We start from the raw sequence: 26,980 nt of genomic DNA on the forward strand, positions 1-26,980 counted from the left end.
AGGAGTATAGCTCTTCCATCTACATCGGCTGCTAAAACCATAACTTCGCTATCAACTCCTCTTATTTTGGCAGGTTTTATGTTCGCCAAAACGACGACGAGTTTTCCTTTCAGCTCCTCCTCGCTATAGTTTTCGGCAATTCCAGCAACAGCCTGTTTAATTTCTCCTCCCAAGTCTATTCTCAGCTTTAACAGCTTTTTACTACCCTTTATTTTCTCAGCTTCGATTATCCTCCCGATCCTTATGTCAAGCCTCCCGAATTCTTCTATGGTAACGAGCTCCCTCTCCTCAACACCCTTCTCGGCTTTCTCTATCCTTTCCTTAAGTTTTTTCTCCATTTTCGCTATTTTTTCGTCTTCAATTTTTTCGAAAGGAACGAAGGGCTTTTCCACTTTAATTTTATCCGGGATCTTCAGCGCATCCTCAAGTTTGGCTTTTCTCACATCCAGCCCTATAAGCTTTCCGATCTTTTCCATAGTTGACGGGAGAACCGGATAGGCAAGAATCGTCAAAGCTCTTACCAAAGCCAAGCATGAAGCTACCGCTCGTTCAGCAGATTCTGGATCGTTCTTTATCAACTCCCAAGGTTGCGAGTTCTGGAAGTAAACGTTTCCGTAGGATGCAAGCTCCATAAAAGCGTCGCTTGCTTCTTTGAATTCCCACTTTTCAATAGCCTCTTCGATCTTTTTCATCGCAAGCCTTATCTGCTCAACAACTTCCCCATCAACGTTCATCTTAACCTCTCCAAAATTCCTCCAAGCGAAGTGAAGAACCCTGTAGATGAAGTTGCCGAGGGTTGCTATGAGTTCGTTATTCACCTTCTCCTTGTAAACCTCCCAAGAGAAGTTCAAGTCCTTCTGATGGGACGTGTAGTTTACAACGTAGTATCTCAAACAGTCTGGATTGAAACCTTCGTTCAAATAATCCTCGTCAACCCACACAACGTAGCCTCTGCTCTTCGAAAACGTCTTTCCCTCCACTTTCACCATCCCGCTCGCAACAACAGCCGAAGGCAAGGCGTAGTCGGCTGCTTTAAGCATGGCTGGCCAGAAAATGCAGTGGTGATAAACAATATCCAAGCCGATGAAGTGGATTATCTCAGCCTTCCCTTCAATCCAGATCTCTCTCCAGTCCTTTCCAAGTTTTTCGCAAGCTTTCTCCGTGAAGCTTATGTAGCCAATCGGAGCGTCAACCCACACGTAAACGACCAAATCCTCCTCTCCTGGGAACTTCACACCCCACTCAAGATTTCTCGTGATACACCAGTCCTTCAACTCCTTCCTAACCCATTCTTTAGCGTAGTTTAAGGCGTTTTCAGTACCCTTCAGCTTTTCAAGGTAATCTTCGAGAAAGTCTTTAAATGCACTCAACTTGAAGAAATAATGTTTCTGCTTTCTGAAAACCGCTGGAGTTCCGCAAATCTTGCATCTTGGCTTCAAAATCTCTCCTGGCTCTAAGTGTCTTCCACAACCCTGATCGCATTCATCTCCTCTCGCTTCAGCTCCGCAGTACGGACAAATTCCCTCCACGTATCTGTCCGGCAGGAATCTTTCGCAGTTAGGACAATATGCGAGTTCGATTTCCTTAGGGTAAACGTATCCCTTCTCTATCATCTTCTTTACAATCTCCCTCGTTCTTTCGTGGTGGTAATCGCTGTCGGTTCTTCCGTAAAAGTCGAATTCAATCTTCAAATTTCTGAAAATTTCCTGAAAGTGTTCGTGATAAATGTCAACAAGTTCTTTCGGTTTTAAACCTTGCTGTTCGGCGTTAACGACAATCGGCGTTCCGTGAGAGTCGCTTCCGCAAACAAAGACCACATCCTCTCCCTTGAGCCTTAAATACTTCACGTAGACATCAGCCGGTATATACGTTCTCAAATGACCGATGTGGGCTTTTCCGTTAGCGTAAGGTAGTCCGCATGTCACAAGCTTCATGCTCAAACCTTAAAGTAGAGCTATAAATTATTTGCCTTCAAAAAGTTTTTATTTTTTGTGACCTATATAATACTATGAAGCTCAGCAGCGGTTTGGTTATAGCTGGGGCGTATGCGGATAAAATAAGAAGAACTCTTTTCGCTCAGCTGAGAGATATGATAAAAAGGGAGGAGGTAGAAAGCCGGGAAGTTGCGAGAGCTGCTGCTGAGCTTAACAGGTTACTTTACGAGTTGTTTGTAAACAAACTCAAGCTCGATAAAGGAGACGTGGTGAGGGTAAGAGTCGATTACGATGTTGCGGAAGGAGAAATAAAGTGGAATCTCGAAACGCTTGAAGTGGAGGCTTTTCGACGGATTCCAGATGAAGAGATCAAAGAGTTATTGAGTGAAGTTGTTAGCCGAGCAGAAGAAATAGCCGAAGCTGAAGTGGAGTATGAGGTTGAAAAGAAAGGAGAGACGGATTTGGGAGATATAGTTTACTCGATAAAGCTTGAAGGAGAAGAAGTCGGAGCTGTAATAGCTACACCGATAAACGGGGAGAGCCTTGTTAGAGGAGCCGTGACGAGACCCGTACCGGTGATAATAGAAAAAACAAAGGTTCAAGATATAAAAGGCGAGTTGAACAGACTCATTAGAGAGGGTAGGAACGTTGAGAGCGGAGAGGCTGAGAAGGTAATTGAAGAGATCAAAAGTCTGCTAAAATAGCACATCAAGCTCGGGTTTTTTAAAGAAACCTCTTTCTTCTCCCATCTCGAAGAGTTTTTCAATAGCTTTCAAAACAGACTTTGGCATCTCGTAAGTGTACTCGTTAACGTACATCCTCGCAAATCTTAAAGTTTCCTCGAAACTCATCCCCCTCGAATACTTCATAGCATATCTCGCGGCTTCTTCGCTGTTTTTCAGCGCGTATTCTATGCTGAGCTTCATTGCTTTCAAAAACTCCCTCTGAATTTTCTCATCAATTCCTCGCGAGATCACGTTCACCCCAAGGGGCATTGGCAAATTCGTCAGTTCTTTCCACCACTCCCACAGATCGAGAATTTTAACTAAGCCAAGCTTTTTGTAAGTTATCTGCCCCTCGTGTATTAGCAATCCAGCGTCTACATCCCCCTTTTTAACAGCATCCATGATCTCATCAAAGCGCATCTCAACGGGCTTGAAATTCTCGATGGCAAGTTTCAAGTATAAATAGGCGGTTGTGTACTTCCCGGGAATTGCTATCCTTTTCCCCTCCAGATCGATTTTTTCCTTAGCAACGATTATCGGCCCGTACCCATCACCAACGCTCGCACCAGCCGAGAGGATTCTGTATTTGTCGCTGAGATAAGCGTAAGCGTGAACGGATAGTGCTGTGACGTCCAAATTCCCTTTAAAAGCAAGCTCATTTAGCGCTTCGATGTCCATGATGATGTGTTCAATTTCAAAAGGGAGCGGAACTTTTCCGCTAATCATCGCATAAAACATGAAAGCGTCATCCGCATCGGGAGTGTGAGCGACCCTTAGCTTCATGGAAATTGCTGAGTATTGGGTTATTTAACTGTAACGAACTCGTCTTTAACGAATTTTCTGTACCAGTTTTCCCACTCATCTATCGAGAGTACGTGAATCTCAAACGGATGTAGTTTTCCTATTTTTTCTCTCACTTTCCGATAGAAAGCGACTCTCTCTTCTTCCCTCGCCGGCTTTTCCAAAACAACAGCCACATCCACATCGCTCATAGCGTGCTCTTCTCCCTTCACGACACTACCGAAAACGTACACAGCAACAAGGTTGGAGAAATGCTGCTCAGCCACTTCCTTTATCATTTTAGCGTACTTTAGATACTCCCTCCTCATCTCTTTGAACTTCCTTACGATTTCGATTTGAATGTCGATTAAGCTAACCATCTTTTGAACTCCTCCTTAAATTTTTCCAGTAAAGCCAACGCTTTTTCAGCACTCTTTACGCTGTACTCTTTGTCGAGGTATCTTGCTGTGATGTAAGCTTCCTCAAGCAAGTCAAAAATATCCGCATTCTCATCGTAGAATTTCTCAGCTTTAGCGTCAATTTTTGCGAGTTTCTGGAAAAGGATTCTTAGATTATGCGTTTTCGGATAATCGTCAAGTTCTTTAGCCAGAATATATTTTACGTAAAGTTGAAGTGCTTGCTCAGCAAAAAACAGGACAAACTTCGGTTTCTCTTTAATCGCCTCGAAAGCTTTCCTCTCGAAGTACTCTGCATTTTCTTTCAAAAATTCCATAGAAATCAGACTTCCCCAACCCTTTTAAGCTTTCCTCTCAACCAAAAATTAAAAATATCCGGGGAGCATGGATAGTATTAATCAGACCGTGCCCGGGTAGCTCAGCCTGGGAGAGCGCGCGGCTGAAGACCGCGTAGTCCCCGGTTCAAATCCGGGTCCGGGCACTTTTTCTCTTGTTTTTACGAGCGAAATTAACTCGAATATTGTTCGAAGCGCTCAGAGATTTAGAATCTAAAAACTTTAGAGCTCAAACACCTCCTAAGAGTTTCAACTTAAAGAAAATTATGTAAATCAAGTTAGAATCGCCTGCGAAGATTTACCTGAACTCCGGTCCCTTAGCGGAGCTTTTTATCCTTCTTGTCACCTCTTCTATCGCCTCTTTAGATGCTTTTACCTTAACGAGGTTTTGAGAGATTATCTGGTAAACTGGTTCCCCTATTGGGCTAAGCTCGTCTCTCCTAACCACGTCTACTAAAACAAGCTTCACGTAAAGCTTCGTTCCATCTTCAAGTTCGTACTCATTCCAGTCTTCCTTCACCGGTTTGAAGTTCAGCTTTTTTCCAGTGATTACCCTTCCATCCGGCATTTGTATTTTAAGTTCACCCTCCTCGCTCATGAAATTAGTTGGTTCCAATAGAATTTAAAGTAAATTTTATTTAACGAATCAAAATAATAAACTTTGGATGAACTGCGAGGATGTTCTACCGGAGATCGTTAAGAGATGTGAAAGCTGCAAAAATTCCAAAGAGTGCCAGCTCTCGTACATGGTAAAAAAGCTGATCGAAATTCTTGGAATTACTCAACAGGATACTTCTCCTCGTTCTTCTTAAGTTTTTCAAGAACAGCATCCTCCAAGTCTATTTGAAGAACGTCTGCAAGATAAATCAGGTAAATAAGTATATCCGCAACTTCCTCCCTTACTCTCTCAATATTCCTTCTCGCGACATCGTAGCTCTCTTCTTCGCTCACCCACTGGAAAATCTCAAGGAGTTCGGAGGCTTCAATAACTATCGAAGCTGCAAGATCTTTAGGATTGTGGTACTTTTTCCACCCCCTCACGTCTCGAAACTTCAAAACTCTTTCAACGACTTTTAGCAATTGTAGTGCCTCCTAATTCTCTTTATTCCCTCAATATTTTTCAGTTTCTCCTCTTCGTCGATTCTAACGAGAAAGTCGTAGTTGGGGGAAACTTCGTAAACTTCCTCGCAGATTTCGAGAAGTTTCTTCTTTATCTCTTCTCTTCTAACAGGATCGACTGTCAGCTCGAAATACAAAAAATCACCTCGAAATTTCGAATACCTTAAAAACTATTATGAAAAATATCGCGATTCCCACGGCTATTCTTATCGTTGAAATCAACCACCAGTACTTCAAAATTCTTACGAGGTTTTCTTCCCTTGTCAGCCACTCGAATAACTTATCGCTCAGGCTCATTGCTGCTCTTTCGCTTTCTTAGTCTTTATTTTCTTAAGTCTTATTATGTTTTCCCTGTCCATTTCCTCAAGCTTGAACGAAATGAACTTCGCAGCCTCCTCCATTTCCGGGATTACCTTATACTCCAGAGCGTTGACTCTCCTCTTCGTCCTCTCTATTTCCTCTATCAATCTTTTTAAGGTAGTTTCCAGTTCAGCAACTTCTAAAATTGCGTCTACGAGCTCTTCGTAAGCAGAAACAGCCTCGTCAAGCCTTGCGGAAGTTCCTATTATTCCGTAATCTCTCTCATAGACGCTTCTTCTGACCTTCTCTCTCTTTATAACCGGTACGACTACACCCATTATGTTCTTCCTCTTCATCGTGAATTTCGGCTCGGCGTGACAAGCTAAGGCTATTGACTTAACTGCTATAGCTCCATCGACAGCCATAGCTAAAGCAAGCTTCTCTCTTGCAACTTCGTACTTCTTTATCATCTCTTCTATCACTGCCTTAGCATCCTCAAGAATCGTTCTGAACTCCATTATCAAACCGTCTCTCTTCATTTTAAGTAAAGCGTGACCCCTCTTAGCCATCTGAATTCTTCTCTTGAGCTTTATTAGTTCCATTCGTGTTGGCTGAACCTCTACCATTACACCACCTCAAAAAAGAAAAAAGTGTTAAGCTGCTTGAGCCTTCTTCTTGTACTTCGGATGGTACTTCTCGATATACTTCCTCTCAATCTTCGTAAGCTCCTCCTCTGGAAGCATAGCCAAGAGCTCCCAACCTATGTCGAGTGTGGTTTCAATGTCTCTGTCCTCGTACTTTCCTTGGTTAACGAATCTTCTCTCGAACTCGTCAGCGAACTTCAGATACTTCCTGTCCCTCTCGGACAAGGCTTCCTCTCCAACGATGGCGACGAGACCTCTCAAATCGACACCCTCTGCATAAGCAGCATACATCTGATCGTTCCACTGAACGTGGTCATCCCTCGTTCTTCCCTCTCCTATTCCTTCCTTCATCAATCTGCTAAGTGACGGAAGAACGTTTATCGGTGGATAAATACCCTTCGCGTGCAGCTCTCTGCTCAGAACTATTTGTCCTTCGGTGATATAGCCAGTGAGGTCGGGAATTGGATGAGTGATGTCATCTCCAGGCATCGTCAGGATTGGCATCTGAGTAATCGTTCCCTTTCTTCCCCTAATTCTTCCAGCCCTCTCGTAAATTGTTGCTAAGTCTGTGTACATGTATCCCGGATATCCTCTTCTTCCGGGAACCTCTTCTCTTGCCGCCGAAATCTCTCTCAAAGCTTCGCAGTAGTTTGTCATGTCGGTCAAAATGACAAGGACGTGGAGATCGTACTCGTAAGCCAAGAATTCGGCTGCCGTCAAAGCCATTCTCGGAGTTAGCAATCTCTCAATAGCCGGGTCGTTGGCTAAGTTGAGAAAAACAACGGCTCTCTCCAAAGCTCCAGTTCTTTCGAAATCCTGCATGAAGTAGTGAGCTTCCTCGTGGGTTATACCCATAGCCGCGAAAACTACAGCGAATTCCTCTCCCTCACCCCTGACTTTAGCCTGCCTTGCCACCTGCAAAGCTATGTCGTTGTGGGGCAAACCGCTTCCGCTGAATATCGGTAGCTTCTGTCCTCTGACGAGCGTGTTCATTCCATCTATTGCTGATATTCCCGTCTGAATGAACTCTCTCGGATATTCTCTCGCATACGGATTTATCGCAGCTCCGATGATTTCTCTTCTCTCCTCCGGAACTATTTTCGGACCGCCATCGATCGGCTCACCGGATCCGTTGAATATTCTTCCAAGCATGTCGTAGCTAACGTTCAACCTGACGATGTCTCCGGTAAATCTTACGGTTGATGACGTGTCAATTCCTCTCGTTCCTTCGAAAACCTGAACGACCACAACATCCTTAGAAGTGTCAAGAACTTGCCCTCTTCTTGTACTTCCATCCGGCAAGGTGATCGTAACGAGTTCACCGTAACCTACAGGCTCGGTCTTTTCAACAAAAATTAAAGGTCCGGCAACCTGACTTATCGTTCTATACTCCTTCATTTATCACACCCCCAGAGCTTCCTTCATCTTCTTCATTGCAGCCTCCAAAGCCTCCTTGTAGTTCTCCTCGAACTTTGCTCTTGCGAACTCGTCTTTCCCCGGAACGTTGATAATTTCCTCAACGAGCTTCCCAGCTTCGAGAGCTTTGTAGAACATGTCAGACACTTGCTTTATAGCTTTCAGCAAATCATACTGCTTTTTGAGGTCACAGTAGGTGTCCACTGGATGATATGCGTACTGCTGTAGGTAAACTTCTCTTATCAACCTCGCCACCTCAAGCAAAACTCTCTGTGACTCTGGCAAAGCATCGCTTCCTACAAGCTGGACGATCTCCTGCAAGTTAGCCTCCTCTTGTAGAACTTCCATAGCCCATTTCCTCAGCTCACTCCAGTCCTCACCGACATTCTTGTTGAACCACTCAGCCAACGTATCAGCATACAAACTGTAGCTCTGCAACCAGTTTATAGCCGGGAAGTGTCTTCTTGCGGCAAGCTTTGCATCGAGTGCCCAGAACACTTTGACAATTCTCAACGTGTTCTGAGTTACGGGCTCCGAGAAGTCACCTCCCGGTGGAGAGACTGCTCCGATGATCGTAACGCTGCCAATGTTACCGTTTAGAGTTCTAACTCTTCCCGCTCTTTCGTAGAACTCAGCCAGTCTTGAAGCAAGGTAAGCCGGATAACCCTCTTCACCGGGCATCTCTTCAAGTCTTCCCGAGATCTCTCTCATCGCCTCAGCCCATCTGCTCGTCGAATCTGCCATCAAACCTACATCGTAACCCATGTCTCTAAAGTACTCCGCTATTGTAATTCCGGTGTAAACGCTCGCTTCTCTTGCAGCTACCGGCATGTTCGAAGTGTTAGCTATCAGTACGGTTCTCTCCATGAGTGGTTTTCCAGTTCTCGGGTCTTCAAGCTCCGGGAATTCTTCAAGAACTTCCGTCATCTCGTTGCCTCTCTCTCCACATCCAATGTAAACGACGACGTGCGTATCGCTCCACTTCGCAAGCTGGTGCTGGGTTACTGTCTTTCCGCTTCCGAACGGCCCGGGAATTGCAGCAGTTCCTCCCTTAGCAACAGGGAAAAGTGTGTCGAGAATCCTCTGTCCCGTTATTAGTGGAATCTGAGGTGGTAACTTCTCTCTGTACGGTCTCGGCTGCCTTACCGGCCATTTGTGGTAAAGCTTAAGTTCGACTCCGTTGTCTAAAACAGCCACAGTCTCCTCAACCGTGAATTTCCCTTCGTAAATTTCGGTTACAACCCCTTCAACGTTAGGTGGAACGAGAATTCTGTGTTCTATAAGCTCAGTCTCCTGAACCGTTCCGATTATATCTCCTCCGCTTACTTTGTCTCCTTTCTTAACCACGGGTTTGAACTCCCATTGCTTTTTCCTGTCCAAAGCCGGAGCGTCAATTCCTCTTCCGATGAAGTCTCCACTCGCTTCCTTCAAAGCTGGAAGGGGTCTCTGAACTCCGTCGTAGATTGACTTAAGCAATCCCGGCCCAAGTTCAACGCTCAAAGGCATTCCCGTGTTCTCTACTCTATCCCCCGGTTTAATTCCAGAGGTGTCCTCGTAAACCTGTATGAGCACTCTGTCCCCCACCAATCCAACTACTTCACCCATTAATCTCTCTTCCCCTACTCTACAAACATCGTACATTCTCGCTTTGAGTCCTTCAGCAACGACCAAAGGTCCGGATACACGATAAACCTCACCTACTTCCATAGGTCAACACCTATCGCCCTTCTAATTTTCTCCTTCAAAACCTCTACACTACCTTCCCCACCAACTATTACAAAAGTCGGCTCAACACTTTCGTCCATTTCCCTCCTCAAAGAAATCGGAATTTTATCCAGAAACTCATTTTTAATAACCACGATCCCGACATCTTCTCTTTTCATAACATCCTCAACTGCTTTAACTACCTCCTCGTCACTCTGAACATCGTAAACATCCCTAATTCCGACAAGCCTGAAACCGACGTTGAAGTCAGGATCGCCGATCACGGCTATCTTCTTCATACTACCACCAGCTGCTCCTTAATCTCCTCTGCGCTCATTCCTTCGGCTTTTCCTCTTGCAATTATCCTCAAATTATCCACTTCAATTTTCTTCATGAGTATGAAAGCGAGAACCGGCAGAATCGATAGCGGGAAGTGGTTAGCTCTTGAAAGTACTCTCTTCGCCCACACTTTGTCGAAGAAGACTTCTATCTTCGATAGGGGTTGATCTTTAATTTGCTTTACCGCTTCGCTGAACCAGTAGTTTTCGAGATTCTTTAGCATGTCTTCGTAATCCATAGCCGCAAGCTTTCTCAATTCGCTTTCGCTCAGCTGGTATCCTTTCGGAATTATTTTCGCAGCAATTTCTTCTGGAGATGCCCCCTCAAGTTTGAGCCTGAGCAATGTTTTGACGTTCTTTATGTCTATTTCCATCCTGATGAAGTCTACAAAGTACATGATATCTATGTTGTCGCTGTGGATCGAGGCAAGGCTGGTGTAGTAGAACTTATCGAGTCTGTCCTCAAACTCGGAAATCGGACAAGCCCTTGCCAACTCTTCAAGTATCGGATAGTACGGTTTTTTCGCGAACTCTTTTATTATGTCCTCAACGCTTTCCCTTGCGAGTAGCATCTTCCAAAATTCCTCGTCGAATTCTCCGGCTGGAACAAGCGTTTTTTCAATCTCTTCTTTCGGGAATCCAAACATTTTACCTCTTATTATGTTTTTAAGGTTCCAGAAGTCCCACTTTCTGAGGTAATCCACGATCATTTCTCTTGGCAAACCCTTAGATATCCTCACGAGCTTTCTGTAAGTTCTCGTGAGGTTTAGATACAGAGCGTAATCTAAAAGTTCCACGCCACTGTATCTTATCGCGAGTTCATTTATTTCGTTCTTGTACTCGCTTTCCTCTAAGTACCTTATTATTTCGTTGAGATCCATGTTAAGCAATTTGTTGTACTCGTCCTTCGGGATGAGTTTTCTCTTCATCACTCTTACTCTGGCAACGATGTACGCCCATTCCGCAGCTCTTGGCTTCCTTATGATCTTTCTCAGCATAGTTACTCACCGAACAGGATCTTGTGAATGTCTTTCATTTTATCCTCAAACACCTCTTCGACTATGTTATCGAAGGTCAGATTTATCCTATAACTCCCGTCAGCACTCTCCAAGATTATCCCACCAAGACACTCGATGTTTCCAGCATATTCCATCTTCTTTACGAGCTTTTTAACTATCTCCTCATCCTTTTTACTGGAGTAGACCTTGAAACCGTCCTGATCGTACTTGGATATCAGCTTCTTCAAAAGCTCCTCCCTCTCATTCTCGCCCATATTTCTTATCTTCTCAATGAGCTTCTCTCTGACCCTCTCAACCACATCTTTTTTCTTAGCTAATTCCTCTTTCTTCATTTCAAGCTTTATCCCTGAAATTTCTTGCTTCCTTAGTCTTTCAACTTCTTTTTCCGCTTCAGCCTTAGCTTTCTTGATTATTTCCTCAGCTTTTTCCTTAGCCTCAGCTATTATTTCTTCAGCCTTTTTTTCGGCTTCCCTTCTAATTTCCGCTATCTCCAGATGACCTTTTCTCGTTATTTCTTCGATTACTGGTTCAAGTGTCATCCCTTTCACCCTTTGCAAAAAAATTGGAAGGTCGCTGTTTTACATGAACATCAGCAGGAACGCTACGACAAGCCCGAAGATGACGATTGTTTCCGGAATAACAGTCATCAGCAAACCTCTACCGAAGAACGTCGGGTCCTCTGCCATCGCTCCTACTGCAGCAGCTCCAATTCCCTGCTCACCCAAACCAGCACCAATTCCAGCCAAACCGACAGCCAAACCAGCGCCAACAGCAACCATACCCTCTATCGGCATACCAAACCACCTCCTCTAATCTTCTTTCGTATACCTCCTCTTTCTACCAAACGGGTTGTACAAATACCCACCACCTTCAAAGAACTTGACGAAATGCTCAACATAGTGCAATCGTAAGCTCTGCAATCCTGGATCGAGAATTCCAAGAAGCAGATTTATGAAGTGTCCTATTGCAAAGACGATTACTGCGGCGATGATTCCAGCGATTCCGGAAGGCCAGAGCAGTTCAAAGGCTATGTAGTTGAAGGCTATAGCGAAACCTACACTTGCCAAACCTACAGCAAGCAATCGAGCGTAGCTTATCGTGTTGCTGAGCAAAGTCAAGTATTCTATGAGGAACATCGGGCCTTCGCCGATTATTGTTAACACAGCCCAGACGATGATGAGGGGTATTGCAGCAATGTAGAAAGCGTTGAGATTGAAAGCCGGAAGCTCGTTTACCGTGTTTACAACGAATCCCGCTATTATAAATGCGATGCTTATCAACGCAAGCAGCCAGTTGAATTTTTCAAGGATCGCGTGTTTCAATCCATGCTCTTTTATGTAGTTCCTTATTCCGAAGATGTAACCAAGGCTCATGTGCAAGACTCCGATCCCTATGGTAAGAACGAGTAACGCCGGAGCTTCGTAGAGTCTATTAACGATGGGATGCATTTCTGCAAAGGTCTTTGCAAGTTCACTTTCTTCACCAAGGAGTTTCAGGAATAGCGACTCGTGTCCAAACAACTCAAAACCGAAAAACTCTCCGTAAATTAATCCGAAGATAATTGTAGATATCGAAGAATACAGAAGTACCTTAAGCAGAGCTTGCCACCCTTCGCTTAAAAGCTTTTTAGACAACCATAGGGAAAGGAAGAGAAGAATTAAACCATAACCAATGTCTCCGAGCATGAAACCGAAGAAAATCGGAAAAACGATAGCCATTATCGTCGTAGGATCAACTTCTGTGTACTTGGGAATACCATAAGCAGTCGTAAGAAGTTCGAAAGGCTTTGCAAACTTCGGATTTTTCAAAGCTGTTGGTGGATTCCACTTTTCGTCCTTAATTTCGGAAACAACAACTTTTCCTCCAGTTTTATCTTCAATCTCTCTCTTAAATTGCTCGAAGGATTCTTTAGGCACGTAACCGACGATTATGAAAGCGTACTTAGATGTTGCTGCTTTCAGTGGAAGCTCGGACTTTTCGAGTTCTATACTTAAGTACTCTTCCAACGCGAGCATCAAATCGAGATTCTCTCTTTCGTATTCCTCTATCTCCGCTCGAAGCTTTTGAATTTCAGCCCTTATTTCTTCCCTCCTCTGAGCGATTTCCTTAAGCCTTTCGTCGAAGTCCTTTACATCGGGAACTGTAAGCTCCCTAAAAGCGAACTCCTGAAGAACTTTAAAAACTTCGCTTGCATCTTCCTTCTTAACGTAAACAGCTACAACGTATTCGTTCTCGTACGGTTCGACGAATATTTCAAATTCTTTCGTTATTTCGCTTATCCTTTCAAAAGGATTATCCTTAACCAAACCTACAAAAACGGCTATGTTCTTAAAACCTTTCAAAAGATCTGGGGGGACTTTAAGCGTTTTAAGCGGATGAATAACCCTTTCCTCATCATCCAAACTCCTCAATTCGTCTTCCAGCTGCCTTATTCTTGAGTTCTTCTCTCCAATGACTTTCTCTATTTCCTCAACTTTTTTGTCAACAATCTCACTTAATTCCTTGACGCTGAAAATTTTCTGAGGAATGTGCGTGTCGGTTTTTATCAGAGAAAGAGCGGATCTGACTGTAACCAAAAACTTGGAAAACTTCGAAGCTTCTTCAAACGGCTCTCCAACTTTAAAGTACTCGTCCTCTTCAGCGTAGTCCTCAACGTGAATTAGATTAAGACGGTGAAGAATTTCCGAAGTTCGCTTGAAGTACTCTTTCGGTCCCACTACCGAAACTTTAACCATTCTTACAGGCTCAAGCATTTTCGATCGCCCTTACAAATTCGTTATAAACGAACTCAACAGCCTCGTCAATTTTCTTCTCTGCCTCCCTAATAAGTTCGCTGATTTCGGCAAGTCTTTTCTCCTTAATCTCGCTTCTCTCCTTCTCGATCTCAGCTTTCCCCTTCTCGACTATCTCGTTGTATATCTTCTGAGCCTCTTTCTCGGCATCCTCGACAATTTTTCTTGCCTCTTCCTTAGCAGCAAAAATCCTCCTGTTCGCCTCTTCCTTGGTTTTCTTTATTTCCTCGTCTATTTTCTCTTCAACCTCCTTTATCTTCCTGAGGATTTCTGTTTTGTCCATGATATTCACCCCAATAACAGTCAGACTGAGAGATTCGAGAATGGGTATGTATTTAAGGTTTTTCTTTTTGTCGAACTGAGAAAGTGTCCTCTTATATTAACAAGCTAAAAAAACGAGAATCCTTAGCTGTGAAAGTCTTTTTCACCTTTTATACCTATAGCGATGTTGGCTTTGAGGGCAACCTCGAAGTATTCTTCGTCCGGTTCGAGTAAAACAAATCGTTTTGGAACAGGAATTGCAAGAAATTCTCCAAAATCTTTGTTATTTTCCCCTATGTAAACGTTGTAGAACTCTCTCGTCTCCTTATGAAGGAGTAAGTAAACTTCCTTGTTTTCCTTGACAAGCTGCATCAATCTTTTCTTATCTATTTTCTCGAAAATCTCGTTACAGATCTCCTCAGCCAACCTCGACGATTCGTCTTCAAGTACCATTTCAAGAGATGATTCAGAAGGAGGTGGTATATATCTGTTTCTGAAAATTTCAAGATGTCAAAGTGAAGTAGATAGTAATGAGCGAACACGTTTAGAATTCAGAGCTGTTGAAGAATTGCGTCTCTAAGCTTTAAGTATAGAATCCGATTGGAAATCGTGGAGAGGCGTAGAAAGACCTTAACTGTTACAGAAATGTCTGCCACACATATTCTTCGCATACAGCAACCTCTATCGCAAATCCTTAGGGTTATCAACTCTTGTCGACTTTTTTAATGATCTTTCAAAAACATCTCCTTTTCCCTCAACGCTTACCCTCGTATTCCTCATGAAACTCTACTACACAGCAGAATTTCCTATGTTGTAAAACTTTCAAGCGCCATATCGATAACCGTTAAATTTATATCGGTCTTCCCACATGATTAATTGTGACGCCAGCTTGCTTCTTGCTGTGGAGGTGCAAGTAATGAAAAACCACGTGTACAACAAAAAAATCGAGACGATGAAAAGAGAAAAAATTAAGGATCTCCAGCTAAGAAGGCTGAAAGCAACTGTAAAAAGGCTTTACGAGAATGTTCCGTATTACAGAAGGAAGATGAAAGAAGCAAATGTGAAACCCGAAGATATAAAAACTCTCGAAGATGTCAGGAAGTTGCCATTCACAGAAAAAGAAGATTTGAGAAAAAATTATCCCTTCGGACTCGTTGCTGTTCCTTTGGAAAAAGTTGTTGAACTTCACGCCTCATCCGGAACTACCGGAAAGCCGACGACTGTGGTTTACACTCGAAAAGATCTCGAAGTCTGGGGAGAAGTAATGGCTCGCTGTTTGGCTATGTCAGGTTTGACAAAGAGGGACATTTTCCAGAATCCAATACCCTACGGTCTTTTCACTGGAGCCTTCGGATTCCATTACGGGGCGCTAAAAATTGGTGCGTTAATAGTTCCGAGTAGCGGCGGAGACTCAAAGAGGCAGATAACACTAATGAAGGATTACGGAACTACTTTCATCTCAGGGGTTGTTTCCTACGCTCTTCATTTGGCAAAAGTGGCGATGGATATGGGAATAGATCCGAGCAAAGACTTGAACGTTCGAGCGGGATTGTTTGGAGCTGAGATATTTACGGAGAGCTTGAGGAAAAAGCTCAACGATTTATGGGGTATGGATGCCCACAACGTTTACGGGCTGAGCGAAATGTGCGGTCCAGGAGTTTCTGCCGACTGCGACCAACATGACGGACTACACCTCTGGGAAGATCACTTCCTTGTTGAATGCATAGATCCGAAAACTGGGGAACCGGTTGAAGCTGAGGAAAAAGGGGAACTCGTTATTTCAACGCTAACGAAAGAGGCTATGCCACTCCTCAGATATAGAACGAGAGATCTCGCTTTCATCTACGATTGCAAGGAGTGTGATTGCGGAAGAACGCACGTGAAGCATTCTACGATTATAGGCAGAACCGACGACATGATAATAGTCAGCGGGACGAACATTTTCCCGAGCCAAATCGAAGAAGTTGTCATGAAACATCAGAAAGGAGGGGTTGAGTACAGAATTATTCTCGAAAAGAATGGATATCTTGACGTCATGACAGTCGAAGTAGAATCTCTACGCCCGTTACCAGATGAGGAGAAGAGGATGCTTGCTGAATACTACGCCAACGAAATAAAGTCCATAACCGGATATAAGCCGAGAGTTAGGATTCTCGATCCCGGAACTATTGTGAGGGAAGGAATAAAAGCAAAGAGGATAATAGATTTAAGACCTAAAGAAAGCTCATAGTATTCAAATTACCCCCTCTTTTTTGAGCTCCTCTACGTCGTATCCAAGTTTTGAGTAGATCTCGTAGTTGTGCTCCCCAAGTCTCGGAGCAAAAGTTAACTCTTTTGTTTCCGTTATCACCGGAGGAGGAGCGAGCAAAACCTCCAACCCCGTTTTTTCGTCTTTTGTTTTCCAAAGCTTTGAAGATAGGTAAGGGTCTTCAAATATTTGCGGAAGCGTCGTTACTTTTGAAATTGGTATTCTCGCTTTTTTAAAAAGCTCTATAACCTCCTCAGTGCTTCTTTTTGAGAGGATTTCCCCAAGATCTCTGTCCAGTTGTTTTTCGTTAGCCTTCCTTCGGTTGTTCGTGCTGTAAATCTCCTTTCTAAGGATTTCGAATCCAGGAAGGTTGCAAAGCCGCTCCCACTGAGCTTCGCTTCCTATAGCAATCGAGACGTATCCGTCTTTTGTTCTGTAAACACCTACTGGAGCAAAAATCGGATGTTTGTTTCCAGACTTCGGAACATCTATTCCCAAGCTGACCATTGGAATGTGCAGAGCAAGTAGGGATAGGCAGCAGTCGAGCATCGAAATGTCAATTCTACAACCCTTTCCTGTTTTTTCCTTTATTAAAAGTGCTTTCATTATCTCGCAGTACGCTTGATTTGCCGCTTCTAAATCTGCTATGGAAATACCAAATTTCAAAGGGGGGCTATCTTCATCTCCGTTGGTATCCATTATTCCGGAATAAGCCTGTATCATCGGGTCGTAAGCCGCTTCTGGTCTCTCCGGACCGAAGCCTGAGATTCCAACCCATATTATATCCTCTTTTATTGATCTTATCCTCTCGTAATCTATTCCAAGCTTTTTGTAGTTGCTCGGCACTTGATTCGTCGCGAAGATGTCAACATCAAACTCTTTAATCAGTTCTCCAAGAATTTCCCTCCCCTTTGGGGAGTTTAAATTTAGCGTTATGGATTTTTTCCCGGAATTTATCCCCAAGAAATACGCGCTCATTCCCTCTTCATCCAACGCACTTTCTCCAACGTAGCGATTGGGGTCGCCCCAAGGAGGTTCGACCCTAATAACTTCAGCCCCATCAGCAGCTAATCGCCACGTACAGTAAGGTAACGAAACGGCCTGCTCAACACTTAGGACAGTCACACCTTCTAAGAAGTTTTCAGTAGAGGAGCTTGACATTCCACCACCCTCCGATTTTATAACACCACCAAATGGTTTCAACTAAGGGACTTGAATGATATAAATTTAACGGTTATTGATCGCTTATACACCTAACTTTACACATCCCTCAAACAAAACAGAAGAGCTAAGACTTGAAAATAACACAGAACGAAGTTTATAATCATCTTATCCTCGATTTAAATAAGTAAAATCGTCATTTCGTTGAATATCTCTTAAACTTCAAGATTTTAAAAATGTGGCTTGGAAAGTAGGATCAATTAACCATTAACTGATTGACGAAAACGTTAAATATTTGGTAGGTATTAATCATGTTAATTAAATAATTCAGCAAATGTAGAGCTGAAAACGGAGGGACTCGAAATGGCGGAGATTCTGGGTTTGGATCCAGCCATCGGAGGGATATACATAGTGAACGTATTGCTTATAGTTTTGTGGATCGTCTATTCCGTAGCAAATGCGAAGAGGAGAGGTGACCTTTAATGGCGTACGAAATCTCCTGGGTAGTCCTTGTAGTATACATTTTAGCCATGCTTTACATCGGTTACTGGAGCTGGAAAAAGACAAAAACTCTCGAAGACTATTACATAGCCGGAAGACAACTCGGTCCGTGGATTATAGCATTTTCCTTCTTTGGAACATACTTTAGCACTGCTGCCTTCCTTGGTGGGGGTGGAGCTGGATTTCTGTTCGGTTTCCAGTGGTCTGCTTACTTAGCTTTCTTCCACATACTATTCGCAATATTGGCTTGGTGGCTGATCGCTCCAAGAATGAGGATATATTCTGAAAAACTGAAAGCCCTAACGATTCCGGATTTCTTCGAGTTTAGGTACAACAGCAAGCTTGCAAGATTGGTTGCATCGGTTATCATCATAATCTTCTTCGAGTTCTACATGATTTCGATTTACAAAGGTGCTGGAAATCTCTTTCAGGAAATGCTTGGCGTCTCGTATTTGACGGGCATTTTAATTACAGTAATCCCCGTGATAATATACACGGCAATGGGTGGATTTAGATCGGTAGCTGTAACCGATCTCATTCAAGGTTGCATAATGTTCTTTGGCGCAATTTTGCTCTTCCTCCTCGTGATGTCTTACGTTGGAGGATGGAGCGAAGGGATTGCAAGACTTGAAGAAATGAAACTCCTCGGAAAAGTTCCCGGAACAGCCCTCACAACTCTTGGAGGTTTTGGACCTCCTCCAATCCTCAAAGCTGGAATGATGGTGCCGTTCATCCTCAGCTTAACTTTTGCAATAAGCATTGCGCAGCTTTCAAGTCCGCAGCTAATAATAAGGTTCTACGCAGCAAAGGATGAGAGAGTTATAAGCAGAGGAATGATACTCGGACCCGTCCTCATCGGTGTTTTTGCCTTAACTGTTTTCAGTATCGGTCCGTTTGCTTGGCTAATAATTCCGGAGCTCGTTCCAAAAGATCAGCTGATGACTTATCTAAAAGATCCGGACTTGGTAGTACCATTCCTTGTTGTAAATCTCTTCCCGCCAGTTGTCAACGCGATAATACTAACAGCCATTGTTGCTGCTGCGATGTCTACGATAAACTCTTTACTGCTCGTTTTAGCAACTTCCCTTGGCAGAGACATTTTACAGGTTGTTAAACCTGATTTAAAGGAGGACACCGTCGTTTCGATAACAAGAGTCATGAGCTTCGTTTTCGCATTTATCCCGCTGCTCTTAGCGATAAATCCACCGGGAATAATAGTCACAATTGTTGGAGTGAGCTTTTCAGTCATAACAGCAGCTTTTCTCGCTCCATTAGTGCTTGGCTTATATTGGAAAGGTGGAACGGGTACAGCCGCTTGGGTTTCGATGGTCGTCGCCACGATAGTATGCGTTCTCTGGTACATATACTATTACAGAGTTTACTGGATTTACCCGGTCGTTCCAGGATTGCTCGTAAGCGTGCCTCTCTTCATTCTCCTGAGCTTAGTAACAAAGAAACCTCCGCAAGAGGTAGTTGAACTGCTCGATAAAAGATAAAAATTTTTATAATTTCTTATTTCTTTTTATAACCTCCACAAGCTTTGGAACGACTTCTTCCCATCTGCCTACAATTCCGTAATCTGCGTATTCAAAAATTGGAGCGTTTTCATCTTTGTTTATTGCGATTATTCTCTTTGCATGCATAACTCCGATCATATGCTGAATTTGCCCAGAGATTCCAACAGCTATGTAAAGCTCCGGTTTTATCCTTTTCCCGGAAAATCCTATCATCGTATCCTCCGGAAGCCATGAGTAATCGTAAGCTACCGGACGAGTGCTTCCAAACTCAGCTTTGAGAATTTCCTTAAGCTCGTAAAGTCGTTCCAAGTTCTCCCTCTTTCCTACACCTCTCCCAAGTCCAATGACGACTTTAGCATTTTCAAGGTCCACCTTCGACTTCTCTTTCTCTATTAATTCGATAACCCTCGCATTCTCGCTAACATCGACAGAAACCTGAGACTCTTCGGGAGTTTCGTCTCCTTTCTTTACCTCAAACACTTTTGGCATTACGCTTATAACTGCCGGAAGTTTGGAAAGCCCTATTGTTGCAATGGTTCTTCCGCTGAAACACATCCTTTCGACCACTACGCTTTCCCTCAAATCTATTTTCGTTGCATCGGTGATGCACGGATAACCGAGTCTTTGTGCTACTCTTGGAGCTATCTCTCTCCCTCTCTTCGTAGCTCCTACAAGTATCAAATCAAAGTTTTCCCTTTTTGCAACATGCTCAATCGCAGCAACCGCATGATCTTCAAATCTAACATTCGAAGATGGACTGCATTTTAAAACCCTGTCAGCAAAACCCTCGAAACTTTCGGAGGAGTAAGTTAAAACAATAGCTCTCTCCTTAAAAGGTCTCACACCAGAAAGGATTTCCTTTGCAACTTCGTCGCTATCTGAAAAAACGAGGACTTTCACAGAATTCCCTCCTTTATCAGTTCAGAAACTATTTCATTCACCGCTCTATCCACATTTTCCTTGTAAATCCTTTTTTTTCTATCAATACGCGGAGCTTTATTTCTCAAAACCTCAATGTTGCTTCCGATTCTAACACCAAGCTCCGAAGCTTCAAACGTTTCCACGGGTTTTTTAGCAGCTTTTAATATCTGGGATAACGAAGGCAACCTCGGCTCGTTAATTTCGTTTGTGACGGTGAGAACAGCAGGCATACTCGCTTCAACTCTCTCAAACCACTCCTCCAAATCCCTTAATACAACGATTCTTCTCGATTCTATATCAATTTTCTCGATTTTCCTTACAAAAGTCAAAATAGGAAGTTTCAAAATTTCCGCAACTCTCGGACCGACCTGAGAAGTGTGAGTGTCTATGGAAGCCTCTCCAAAAAGCAGTAAGTCGAAGTCCTCGATTTTCCTGACGATCTCAGCTATTGTTAAAGCCGTGCTTTCAGTATCGATTAGTTCACGAACCGTGACAACTTTAGCTTCGTCCCCACCAATAGCGAGCGCTTCTTTTACGACACCACTAACTTTATCCCCAACAACAATTACCGTAACTTTCCCGCCGAATCTTTCCTTTATCCTCACAGCCTCCTCTAAAGCGTTTTTACTCAAATCATCAAGCTTTGTTGGAAAAGTAATCGGCTCAAGAGTTTGCGGATCTATCTTCACCTGATCAACATCAACAGCCTGCTTTACGCAAACAATCACATGCATCCGATCACCATTAATTGTTTACCGATAGTTTTAAATATAATTTTCGGTTTAATTCCACTATCATTAATGAAAAATTTGGAGGTGGAAGGTTGCTGAAACACCTTTTTGAGCCGATTAAAATTGGAAAGTTCAAAATTAAAAACCGAGTAAAATACGCAGCCTGCTCAGTTTCGAACTTCAACAACCCAGACGGAACCGTTTCTGAAAGAGAGCTTGCGAGGATGAGAGTTGTTGCAAAAACCGGATGCGGAATAATAACTAACCAAGGAGCTTACCCAGACAAAGAAGGGTACGGAAAGGGATACGCAAGACAGCTTGCTATTTACGACGATAAATTCATACCCGGGCTAAGAAAGATAGCGGAAATAATTCACAACGAAGGAGCCGTAGCAATTCAGCAAATTTTGCATGCTGGGAGGTACGGAGGTTACGATACCGGCATAGCGTTACAACCGTCTCCAGTTCCCCAGAAACTGAGACACTACAGACCGGTAAGGGAGATGACGAAGGAGGAGATAAAGAAAGTGATAAACGACCACGCAGAAGCGGCAAGAAGAGCAATAGAGGCTGGATTTGACGGAGTGGAAATTACAGCGTTTATGGGTTATTTGTTGGCGAATTTCCTCTCTCCCTTCACAAACAAGAGAACTGACGAGTACGGAGGAGATTTGGAAAAAAGATGCCGGTTCATGGTTGAGACGATCGAAGCTATAAGAGGGAAGATAGGAGATGATAAGCTGATATCTATAAGACTTAACGGGGCTGAACTTCTTGACGAGGTTGGAGGGAGCACTGAAGAGGAGTGCTTGGAATACATGAAAATTGCAGAAGAGGCGGGAGTGGATATAATAAGCATAGTCGTGGGGTGGCACGAGTCCTCAAAGGGAGCGTTAGGAAGGGATCTGCCAACGACTCAGTGGCTTTACTTAGCTGAAAGGGCTAAAAAGCACCTTAAAGTCCCAATAGCTTTTGGACCCCGCTTTGGTGATCCGAGACTTGCTGATAAGGCTATAGCAGACGGGATTATCGATCTGTGGGAGATTTGCCGTCCAGCGTTAGCTGATCCAGAAATTTTACACAAGGCTAAAGAAGGAAGGTTCGATGAAATTAAACCCTGCTTGGGAGGGTTAATGTGCCTATCCACGATGTTCCACGATCTTCCGTATATATGCACGGTCAATCCGAGGATTGGTCATGAAATAGAGCCGGAATACGAGATCAAGCCAGCTGTTAGGAGAAAGAAGGTTGTGATAGTCGGTGGAGGTCCGGCAGGATTGGAATGCGCAATTACAGCAGCTAAAAGGGGACATGAGGTGATACTTTACGAAAAAGAGGACAGGCTTGGAGGACAGCTGATTCCAGCTTCAAAAGAGATAGGAGGTGGCTATGTTTTCCTCGATCTGATAAGGTATTACGAAGTTCAGCTGAAAAAGCACGGAGTGAAAGTTTACACCGGAGTTGAAGTTACCCCGGAAATAATAATGAAAGAAAAGCCCGATGTGCTCGTTTTAGCTACCGGAGCGACGATAACAAAAGATTACGACGAAGTGAATGGTGTGAAGGTTTACACGGCTATAGAGCTACTAAAAGATGAAAAAATTGTTGAAGAAATCGGTGATAATGTCGTTGTCGTTTCTGGAGAGAGGGCAGGTTTAGTTGCAGCAGAATATCTTGCGAAAAAAGGGAAAAAGGTGACGATAGTTGAGGAGAGTAAAAAAATAGCAAAGGACGTTATTCCAACGTTCAAGTGGAGGCACAAGTTGTGGGTTAGGGAACTCGGAATAAATGTAATCACCGAAGGAAAAATTAAAGAGATAAGGGAGAATAAATGCATAGTCAAAACGAAAAACGGTGATGTGGAAGTTCCAGCTGATGCAATAGTTTTAGGGGGTCCAAGAAAACCAATCAACGGTCTTTGGAGCAGTATAGAGTTTTTGGCAGATGAGAAGTACATAATAGGTGATGCGGTGCTGCCAAGATCTATTGCCTACGCAATACACGAAGGATACAAGCTTGGAGCGAGGATTTAATTTTTCTAAATCTTTCCTGTCATGATTGAGAAAATCTGGAAAGACCATCCTTGGTTGATAGACACTGAAAAGTTTAAGAGATTCAATCAGAAGTACACAATGTTCAGTAGAACTGGCTGGGATGAAAAAGTAAAAGAGATGGCAAGAAAAAGCGTTGAGAGTGTCGTGAGAAACATAAAATCCGGAAAACGATCATCTCTTCTTGACTACTCCTTCATGTCTGCCGGTTGGTGGGTCGCAATGAAAGGGGCACCTTTTCAGATGGATTATGGAGATGGCGGATTGATAAGCTGGAAAAGCGAGATCTCTCCGGTTTTTTCAATAGCGTCTCCTTTCTGGAAGGAAAAACTCAGAGTATTCAGGGAAGAGTTTAAATCGGAGGCTGAGAAAAACCCAGAAAAGTTTACCAAAGTTGTAAAGAAGTCGCGAAGTATTTTGGAGCGGATCTCGTTGGAGTTGCTGAATTTGACGAAAAGTGGGTGTACTCGACAAGAGTGCTTAATCCGAGGTACCACATCGGAAGGGAGTTTATTGAAGAGCCGCTGAAACTTCCAGAAGTAAAATACTGCATAGTGCTTGCCATCGAAGAGGATTACGAAATGCAATCTACAGCCGATGGAGGAGTCTCAATGGGAGACATAGCCTTCGGATATTCGAAAATGGCTATTGTAGCTGGAAGTCTTGCTGAATTTCTCAGAGCGTTGGGTTTTACAGCCATCCCAAACGGTAACGACTTGGCGTTAAGCATTCCCTACGCTATCTCCGCCGGACTTGGAGAGTGCAGCAGAATGGGTTTGCTGATAACTAAAAAGTTCGGTCCCCGCGTTAGACTTGCTAAGGTCTTCACCGATGCTCCTCTCAAAGCCGATAAACCCGTAAGATTTGGAGTTTACGAGTTCTGCTTGAAGTGTAAAAAATGTGCCGAAAAATGTCCAGCTAAGGCTATTCCCTTCGAAGATCCAAGTTGGGAAAGGAAGACAATAAGCAACATTGAAGGAATTTACAAGTGGTATGTGGACGTTGAAAAGTGCTTCGAATACTGGTGCAAATCAGGAAATTTGGGTTGTGGTGTTTGCGTTAGAGTTTGTCCGTACAACAAACCTTCAGGAAGAACTTATTTTATCCACGCATTTTTCAGGGACTATATCGTTCCAATTGTCGGTGGCAAGGTCGCCAAAATCCTTGACGATTTGCTTGGGTACGGGAAAAGAAAGTCCTCTTCCGAATGGTGGAGTTCGTGATCGATAGTATCGTTAACCGTTAAATTTATATTGGTTTTTCAGCTAAAAATTGTGATAATAAATCACAACTTATTAGGGGTGGAATTTATGGACATCAACGAAATTTGCGTTGTCGGAGCGGGAACGATGGGGCACGGAATCGCTCAGGTTGCAGCCATGCACGGCTACGATGTCGTTATGGTGGACATAAAGCAGGAGATAATTGACAGTGCCTTTGAAAAGATAAGAGCGAGTTTAAACAAGTTGGCTGAAAAGGGAAAATTCGACGCAAATAAGATAGATGACGTTTTGGAGAGAATAAAGGGGACGACAAAGCTTGAAGATGCGAAGAATTCCGATTTCGTAATAGAGTCTGTTCCGGAAGTAATGGAAATCAAGCAGGAGGTTTTTAGAAAGCTTGATGAGATCTGCCACAGAGAAGCCATTTTCACCTCCAACACCTCAGCACTAAGCATAACTGAAATGGCTTCAGTTACGAAGAGAAAGGAAAAATTTGCCGGAATGCACTGGTTCAATCCTCCGCAGATTATGAAGCTGATAGAAGTCATAAGGACGATAGACACCTCCGAAGAAACTCTCAACACCGTTGTAAACTTAGCAAAAGAGTTCGGGAAGGAAGTCGTGATTTGCAAGGATTCCGTGGGATTTATAGTTAGCAGAGCCTTACAGGCTTTCGTTACCGAATGTATCAGAATTCTCGAAGAAGGGGTGGCATCGGCTGAAGATATAGATAAGGCTATAAAGCTCGGATTGAACCATCCGATGGGTCCCTTTGAGCTTCTTGACTTCACGAATGGAATCCCGGTGATATTTCATGCAGGAGAAGTTATGAGAAAAGTTTATGGGGAAAGATTCGCAGTCCCTCAGACGGTCAGAATGCTTTACTATTCTGGCAGACACGGAAGGAAGAGTGGAAGGGGATTCTACGACTACACCAAGGGTGGAAAGGGATGAACGATGTTGCTATAGTGGGAGCTGGTACGACCAAGTATGGAAAGCATCTTGACAAATCAGCCACTGACTTAGCGCAACTTGCAGTAAAGGAGGCTATTGAAAGTGCCGAAAACATATCAATAGATGACTTCGACGGTTTCGTTCTCAGCTCTCAGAATCCGGAGATCCTTCAAAAGCAGGGAAATTCGGTAAACCACTTCTCCGAATTTCTTGGGATTAAAGCGAAGTTTGCTACTCGCGTTGAAGGGGCTTGTGTGAGTGGAAGTATGGGATTGATCACAGGCTACATGGCTGTAAAATCCGGTCTTGTAGATCTTTGTCTGGTTGTGGGCGTTGAAAAGTGCTACGAGCTTCCTTCAAGCTCTGACATAATGGCTGCCTTTTCTTACGTTATAGACAGAGATTGGGAAGCCGCTTTCGGCTCAAACGCACCTATGGGTTTTGCTATGTTTGCTACGAGACACATGAGCATTTACGGAACAAAAGAGGAGCACCTTGCAATGGTGGCTGTGAAAAACAGAAAATTTGCTTCGAAAAATCCAAAAGCTCACTTTCAAAAGCCAATAACTATTGAGGACGTTTTAAACTCCAGACCGATTTCCAAACCTTTGAAGCTTCTCGATTGCTGCCCAGTGAGCGATGGAGCTTCCGCCATAATTTTAACAAGGAGGGAGCTCGCTAAGAATTACACGGACACACCAGTTTACATAAAAGGGATTGGACAGTTTCTTATTAACGAGAACGTTATTAGCAGCATTTCAGATTTAACGGAATTCACAGCTCTGAAAATTGCCGCAAGAGAAGCATATAAACGAGCAAAAATAGAGCCAAAAGATGTTGACGTTGCCGAAGTGCACGATTGCTTTACAATAGCTGAAATCCTTGAAATAGAGGCTTTGGGCTTCTGCAATAAAGGGGAGGGTGGGAAGTTTGTGGAAGAAGGCGAGACAGACTTGGGAGGAAAAATTCCGGTGAATACTGGAGGAGGTTTGCTTTCGAGAGGACATCCAATAGGTGCGACCGGAATTTGTCAAGCAGGAATAATCTTTGAGCAGCTGAGAGGAGAAGCCCCGAAAGGAAGAGCTGTTGATGCGGAAATCGGACTAACGCAAAATCTCGGAGGATGGGGAACAAGTCAGGCGGTCATAATTTATTCGAGGTGAAAAGATGAAAATTATGGAAGTCCCTCCCCGCTATCCGAACTTTGAGCAGACTGCCATAAAGAAGTTCTGGGATTCTTTAAAAGAAGGAAAGCTTCTCGCAACAAAATGCTCGGAATGCGGAAAGACGGAATTCCCCCCGAAAATCGTGTGCACTTCATGCTATTCAGACAAAATGGAGTGGATTGAGCTCCCTAAAAGAGGAAGAATTTACTCTTTTACAGAAATGCACGTCGTACCAACGGGTTTCAAGCCTCCTCTGACAGTTGCTGTTGTGGAGTTGGAAAACGGAGTGAGGCTGTTCAGCTACGTAGTTAATGCGAGATTCGAAGATTTGAAGGTTGGAGATGAGGTCGAGATAGATTTTCAGGAGATGAACTGGTACGACTACAAAAAGCATCCGTATTTCGTTTTTAGAAAGGTATGAGGTGTTCTGAATGTCCCAAGCTGAGAAAGATCTAAAAGTCATGTGGAACATTTGCAGAGACTTCTTTTACAAGTGGAGATCTGTTGTTGAGGAGGAGTTCGGTAGGGAGAAGGCAAGAGATCTCGTGAAAAAGTTCTGGGAAAAAGTTGGAGAAGGTACCGCTAAACTATACAAAGAGCACGGAGTAAATCCAGAAAATCTCGTCGAGATAGCTAAAGCAATAGCAAGAAGCAGCGAAATCATGGGGGAGAAAGTGGAAGTGTTAGCGGAGGAAGATAAGGTTATCGTTAGACACACTTCATG

At 43.5% G+C, this 26,980-nt stretch carries 29 protein-coding genes, 1 tRNA gene and 2 pseudogenes; 11 read left to right on the plus strand and 21 right to left on the minus strand.

Translation table 11 applies throughout. The features are described 5' to 3' along the window. Positions 1-1,934, minus strand: a 1,934-nt coding sequence (gene metG, locus F7C14_RS02795) for a methionine--tRNA ligase (protein ID WP_290899744.1), incomplete at its 3' end; no start/stop codon positions are given. Positions 1,935-2,008: 74 nt separating this feature from the next. On the opposite strand from metG, the gene F7C14_RS02800 reads away from it, so the two are divergent. Beyond that, positions 2,009-2,638 (plus strand): DUF2258 domain-containing protein, encoded by a 630-nt coding sequence (locus F7C14_RS02800; RefSeq protein WP_290899745.1) that lies wholly within the window; start codon positions 2,009-2,011, stop codon positions 2,636-2,638. Here the strand turns inward: F7C14_RS02800 and F7C14_RS02805 are convergent. From F7C14_RS02805 to F7C14_RS02815, 3 genes are read right to left on the minus strand one after another with little or no spacing between them, the layout of a single operon-like run. Continuing rightward, the gene (locus F7C14_RS02805) at positions 2,630-3,442 is read right to left on the minus strand and encodes an MqnA/MqnD/SBP family protein (protein WP_290899748.1); all 813 of its coding nucleotides are present in this window, start codon (positions 3,440-3,442) and stop codon (positions 2,630-2,632) included. The genes F7C14_RS02800 and F7C14_RS02805 overlap by 9 nt on opposite strands. 20 nt (positions 3,443-3,462) lie before the next feature. Next, positions 3,463-3,819 (minus strand): nucleotidyltransferase domain-containing protein, encoded by a 357-nt coding sequence (locus F7C14_RS02810; protein ID WP_290899750.1) that lies wholly within the window; start codon positions 3,817-3,819, stop codon positions 3,463-3,465. Beyond that, positions 3,807-4,172 carry a HEPN domain-containing protein gene (locus F7C14_RS02815; RefSeq protein ID WP_290899751.1) on the minus strand — a complete coding sequence of 122 codons (366 nt, stop codon included), beginning with the start codon at positions 4,170-4,172 and terminating at the stop codon, positions 3,807-3,809. Before F7C14_RS02815 ends, F7C14_RS02810 begins: the two co-directional genes overlap by 13 nt. A 90-nt stretch (positions 4,173-4,262) precedes the next feature. Between F7C14_RS02815 and F7C14_RS02820 the strand changes: the two genes are divergently transcribed. Beyond that, a tRNA-Phe gene (locus tag F7C14_RS02820) sits at positions 4,263-4,336 on the plus strand. A 152-nt stretch (positions 4,337-4,488) separates the two neighbouring features. Here the strand turns inward: F7C14_RS02820 and F7C14_RS02825 are convergent. The 14 genes from F7C14_RS02825 to F7C14_RS02890 form a co-directional block, all read right to left on the minus strand. Further along, on the minus strand, positions 4,489-4,788 hold the full coding sequence (locus F7C14_RS02825; RefSeq protein ID WP_290899752.1) for a hypothetical protein: 300 nt from the start codon (positions 4,786-4,788) through the stop codon (positions 4,489-4,491). A 179-nt stretch (positions 4,789-4,967) separates the two neighbouring features. Then, on the minus strand, positions 4,968-5,270 hold the full coding sequence (locus F7C14_RS02830) for a nucleotide pyrophosphohydrolase (RefSeq protein ID WP_290899754.1): 303 nt from the start codon (positions 5,268-5,270) through the stop codon (positions 4,968-4,970). Next, complete coding sequence (locus F7C14_RS02835) at positions 5,264-5,446, minus strand: hypothetical protein (protein WP_290899755.1); 183 nt, start codon at positions 5,444-5,446, stop codon at positions 5,264-5,266. The genes F7C14_RS02830 and F7C14_RS02835 overlap by 7 nt, the downstream gene beginning before the upstream one ends. 4 nt (positions 5,447-5,450) lie before the next feature. Further along, a complete protein-coding gene (locus tag F7C14_RS02840) occupies positions 5,451-5,606 on the minus strand; it encodes a hypothetical protein (protein WP_290899756.1) in 156 nt (51 codons plus the stop codon). Beyond that, positions 5,603-6,235, minus strand: a complete 633-nt coding sequence (locus tag F7C14_RS02845) for a V-type ATP synthase subunit D (protein WP_290899758.1) — start codon at positions 6,233-6,235, stop codon at positions 5,603-5,605. The genes F7C14_RS02840 and F7C14_RS02845 overlap by 4 nt, the downstream gene beginning before the upstream one ends. Before the next feature lie 27 nt (positions 6,236-6,262). Then, on the minus strand, positions 6,263-7,651 hold the full coding sequence (locus F7C14_RS02850) for an ATP synthase subunit B (RefSeq protein WP_290899759.1): 1,389 nt from the start codon (positions 7,649-7,651) through the stop codon (positions 6,263-6,265). Positions 7,652-7,654: 3 nt separating this feature from the next. Further along, positions 7,655-9,376, minus strand: a complete 1,722-nt coding sequence (locus F7C14_RS02855) for an ATP synthase subunit A (RefSeq protein WP_290899760.1) — start codon at positions 9,374-9,376, stop codon at positions 7,655-7,657. Beyond that, on the minus strand, positions 9,367-9,672 hold the full coding sequence (locus F7C14_RS02860) for a V-type ATP synthase subunit F (protein ID WP_290899762.1): 306 nt from the start codon (positions 9,670-9,672) through the stop codon (positions 9,367-9,369). The genes F7C14_RS02855 and F7C14_RS02860 overlap by 10 nt, the downstream gene beginning before the upstream one ends. Beyond that, positions 9,669-10,709, minus strand: coding sequence for a V-type ATP synthase subunit C (locus F7C14_RS02865; RefSeq protein ID WP_290899763.1), 1,041 nt, complete (start codon positions 10,707-10,709; stop codon positions 9,669-9,671). The genes F7C14_RS02860 and F7C14_RS02865 overlap by 4 nt, the downstream gene beginning before the upstream one ends. Before the next feature lie 2 nt (positions 10,710-10,711). Next, positions 10,712-11,269, minus strand: a complete 558-nt coding sequence (locus tag F7C14_RS02870) for a V-type ATP synthase subunit E (RefSeq protein WP_290899765.1) — start codon at positions 11,267-11,269, stop codon at positions 10,712-10,714. A gap of 39 nt (positions 11,270-11,308) precedes the next feature. Then, a complete protein-coding gene (locus F7C14_RS02875) occupies positions 11,309-11,524 on the minus strand; it encodes a H+transporting two-sector ATPase C subunit (RefSeq protein WP_012966769.1) in 216 nt (71 codons plus the stop codon). Positions 11,525-11,539: 15 nt separating this feature from the next. Next, on the minus strand, positions 11,540-13,483 hold the full coding sequence (locus tag F7C14_RS02880; protein WP_290899769.1) for a V-type ATP synthase subunit I: 1,944 nt from the start codon (positions 13,481-13,483) through the stop codon (positions 11,540-11,542). Then, positions 13,476-13,805 (minus strand): ATP synthase archaeal subunit H, encoded by a 330-nt coding sequence (ahaH, locus tag F7C14_RS02885; protein ID WP_290899770.1) that lies wholly within the window; start codon positions 13,803-13,805, stop codon positions 13,476-13,478. Before ahaH ends, F7C14_RS02880 begins: the two co-directional genes overlap by 8 nt. A gap of 122 nt (positions 13,806-13,927) precedes the next feature. Then, positions 13,928-14,236 (minus strand): hypothetical protein, encoded by a 309-nt coding sequence (locus F7C14_RS02890; RefSeq protein WP_290899772.1) that lies wholly within the window; start codon positions 14,234-14,236, stop codon positions 13,928-13,930. Between the two features lie 463 nt (positions 14,237-14,699). Between F7C14_RS02890 and F7C14_RS02895 the strand changes: the two genes are divergently transcribed. Next, on the plus strand, positions 14,700-16,013 hold the full coding sequence (locus F7C14_RS02895) for a phenylacetate--CoA ligase family protein (RefSeq protein ID WP_290899773.1): 1,314 nt from the start codon (positions 14,700-14,702) through the stop codon (positions 16,011-16,013). A 3-nt stretch (positions 16,014-16,016) separates the two neighbouring features. Here the strand turns inward: F7C14_RS02895 and F7C14_RS02900 are convergent, their stop codons facing one another. After that, positions 16,017-17,234 (minus strand): CoA transferase, encoded by a 1,218-nt coding sequence (locus F7C14_RS02900; protein WP_290899775.1) that lies wholly within the window; start codon positions 17,232-17,234, stop codon positions 16,017-16,019. A gap of 440 nt (positions 17,235-17,674) precedes the next feature. Here F7C14_RS02900 and F7C14_RS02905 point away from each other — a divergent pair, with 440 nt between their 5' ends. After that, positions 17,675-19,189, plus strand: a complete 1,515-nt coding sequence (locus F7C14_RS02905) for a sodium/proline symporter (RefSeq protein WP_290899776.1) — start codon at positions 17,675-17,677, stop codon at positions 19,187-19,189. Positions 19,190-19,195: 6 nt separating this feature from the next. On the opposite strand, the gene F7C14_RS02910 is transcribed toward F7C14_RS02905, so the two are convergent. Both F7C14_RS02910 and F7C14_RS02915 read right to left on the minus strand, forming a co-directional pair. After that, positions 19,196-20,110 carry an electron transfer flavoprotein subunit alpha/FixB family protein gene (locus F7C14_RS02910; protein ID WP_290899777.1) on the minus strand — a complete coding sequence of 305 codons (915 nt, stop codon included), beginning with the start codon at positions 20,108-20,110 and terminating at the stop codon, positions 19,196-19,198. Continuing rightward, entirely contained in the window at positions 20,107-20,865 is a 759-nt protein-coding gene (locus F7C14_RS02915; protein ID WP_290899778.1) for an electron transfer flavoprotein subunit beta/FixA family protein, read from the minus strand. The genes F7C14_RS02910 and F7C14_RS02915 overlap by 4 nt, the downstream gene beginning before the upstream one ends. An 89-nt stretch (positions 20,866-20,954) precedes the next feature. On the opposite strand from F7C14_RS02915, the gene F7C14_RS02920 reads away from it, so the two are divergent. The 7 genes and pseudogenes from F7C14_RS02920 to F7C14_RS02950 all read left to right on the plus strand — a co-directional run. Next, positions 20,955-22,895 (plus strand): 1,5-dienoyl-CoA oxidase, encoded by a 1,941-nt coding sequence (locus tag F7C14_RS02920; protein ID WP_290899779.1) that lies wholly within the window; start codon positions 20,955-20,957, stop codon positions 22,893-22,895. Positions 22,896-22,916: 21 nt separating this feature from the next. Continuing rightward, complete coding sequence (locus tag F7C14_RS02925) at positions 22,917-23,441, plus strand: hypothetical protein (RefSeq protein ID WP_290899780.1); 525 nt, start codon at positions 22,917-22,919, stop codon at positions 23,439-23,441. Beyond that, positions 23,369-24,136: pseudogene (locus F7C14_RS02930) on the plus strand (reductive dehalogenase); the annotation flags it as partial. The gene F7C14_RS02925 and the pseudogene F7C14_RS02930, both read left to right, overlap by 73 nt. An 87-nt stretch (positions 24,137-24,223) precedes the next feature. Beyond that, on the plus strand, positions 24,224-25,090 hold the full coding sequence (locus F7C14_RS02935) for a 3-hydroxyacyl-CoA dehydrogenase family protein (protein WP_290899781.1): 867 nt from the start codon (positions 24,224-24,226) through the stop codon (positions 25,088-25,090). Beyond that, a complete protein-coding gene (locus F7C14_RS02940) occupies positions 25,087-26,253 on the plus strand; it encodes a thiolase domain-containing protein (protein ID WP_290899783.1) in 1,167 nt (388 codons plus the stop codon). The genes F7C14_RS02935 and F7C14_RS02940 overlap by 4 nt, the downstream gene beginning before the upstream one ends. A gap of 4 nt (positions 26,254-26,257) precedes the next feature. Next, positions 26,258-26,677, plus strand: a complete 420-nt coding sequence (locus tag F7C14_RS02945; protein WP_290899785.1) for a Zn-ribbon domain-containing OB-fold protein — start codon at positions 26,258-26,260, stop codon at positions 26,675-26,677. A 10-nt stretch (positions 26,678-26,687) separates the two neighbouring features. Next, a pseudogene (locus F7C14_RS02950) lies at positions 26,688-26,980 on the plus strand (hypothetical protein); the annotation flags it as partial.

This window comes from Ferroglobus sp. (assembly GCF_015521575.1).
Taxonomy (GTDB): Archaea; Halobacteriota; Archaeoglobi; order Archaeoglobales; family Archaeoglobaceae; genus Ferroglobus.

What these genes read in the sequence shown, in the direction of transcription:
- F7C14_RS02940 (WP_290899783.1), top strand. Translation starts at nt 25,087, where the DNA reads ATGAACGATGTTGCTATAGTGGGAGCTGGTACGACCAAGTATGGAAAG.
- F7C14_RS02880 (WP_290899769.1), bottom strand. Translation starts at nt 13,483, where the DNA reads ATGCTTGAGCCTGTAAGAATGGTTAAAGTTTCGGTAGTGGGACCGAAA.
- F7C14_RS02805 (WP_290899748.1), bottom strand. Translation starts at nt 3,442, where the DNA reads ATGAAGCTAAGGGTCGCTCACACTCCCGATGCGGATGACGCTTTCATG.
- F7C14_RS02825 (WP_290899752.1), bottom strand. Translation starts at nt 4,788, where the DNA reads ATGAGCGAGGAGGGTGAACTTAAAATACAAATGCCGGATGGAAGGGTA.
- F7C14_RS02895 (WP_290899773.1), top strand. Translation starts at nt 14,700, where the DNA reads ATGAAAAACCACGTGTACAACAAAAAAATCGAGACGATGAAAAGAGAA.
- F7C14_RS02915 (WP_290899778.1), bottom strand. Translation starts at nt 20,865, where the DNA reads ATGCATGTGATTGTTTGCGTAAAGCAGGCTGTTGATGTTGATCAGGTG.
- F7C14_RS02935 (WP_290899781.1), top strand. Translation starts at nt 24,224, where the DNA reads ATGGACATCAACGAAATTTGCGTTGTCGGAGCGGGAACGATGGGGCAC.
- F7C14_RS02870 (WP_290899765.1), bottom strand. Translation starts at nt 11,269, where the DNA reads ATGACACTTGAACCAGTAATCGAAGAAATAACGAGAAAAGGTCATCTG.
- F7C14_RS02865 (WP_290899763.1), bottom strand. Translation starts at nt 10,709, where the DNA reads ATGCTGAGAAAGATCATAAGGAAGCCAAGAGCTGCGGAATGGGCGTAC.
- F7C14_RS02840 (WP_290899756.1), bottom strand. Translation starts at nt 5,606, where the DNA reads ATGAGCCTGAGCGATAAGTTATTCGAGTGGCTGACAAGGGAAGAAAAC.
- F7C14_RS02855 (WP_290899760.1), bottom strand. Translation starts at nt 9,376, where the DNA reads ATGGAAGTAGGTGAGGTTTATCGTGTATCCGGACCTTTGGTCGTTGCT.
- F7C14_RS02945 (WP_290899785.1), top strand. Translation starts at nt 26,258, where the DNA reads ATGAAAATTATGGAAGTCCCTCCCCGCTATCCGAACTTTGAGCAGACT.
- F7C14_RS02925 (WP_290899780.1), top strand. Translation starts at nt 22,917, where the DNA reads ATGATTGAGAAAATCTGGAAAGACCATCCTTGGTTGATAGACACTGAA.
- F7C14_RS02845 (WP_290899758.1), bottom strand. Translation starts at nt 6,235, where the DNA reads ATGGTAGAGGTTCAGCCAACACGAATGGAACTAATAAAGCTCAAGAGA.
- F7C14_RS02890 (WP_290899772.1), bottom strand. Translation starts at nt 14,236, where the DNA reads ATGGTACTTGAAGACGAATCGTCGAGGTTGGCTGAGGAGATCTGTAAC.
- F7C14_RS02875 (WP_012966769.1), bottom strand. Translation starts at nt 11,524, where the DNA reads ATGCCGATAGAGGGTATGGTTGCTGTTGGCGCTGGTTTGGCTGTCGGT.
- F7C14_RS02800 (WP_290899745.1), top strand. Translation starts at nt 2,009, where the DNA reads ATGAAGCTCAGCAGCGGTTTGGTTATAGCTGGGGCGTATGCGGATAAA.
- ahaH (WP_290899770.1), bottom strand. Translation starts at nt 13,805, where the DNA reads ATGGACAAAACAGAAATCCTCAGGAAGATAAAGGAGGTTGAAGAGAAA.
- F7C14_RS02810 (WP_290899750.1), bottom strand. Translation starts at nt 3,819, where the DNA reads ATGGTTAGCTTAATCGACATTCAAATCGAAATCGTAAGGAAGTTCAAA.
- F7C14_RS02905 (WP_290899776.1), top strand. Translation starts at nt 17,675, where the DNA reads ATGGCGTACGAAATCTCCTGGGTAGTCCTTGTAGTATACATTTTAGCC.
- F7C14_RS02860 (WP_290899762.1), bottom strand. Translation starts at nt 9,672, where the DNA reads ATGAAGAAGATAGCCGTGATCGGCGATCCTGACTTCAACGTCGGTTTC.
- F7C14_RS02850 (WP_290899759.1), bottom strand. Translation starts at nt 7,651, where the DNA reads ATGAAGGAGTATAGAACGATAAGTCAGGTTGCCGGACCTTTAATTTTT.
- F7C14_RS02815 (WP_290899751.1), bottom strand. Translation starts at nt 4,172, where the DNA reads ATGGAATTTTTGAAAGAAAATGCAGAGTACTTCGAGAGGAAAGCTTTC.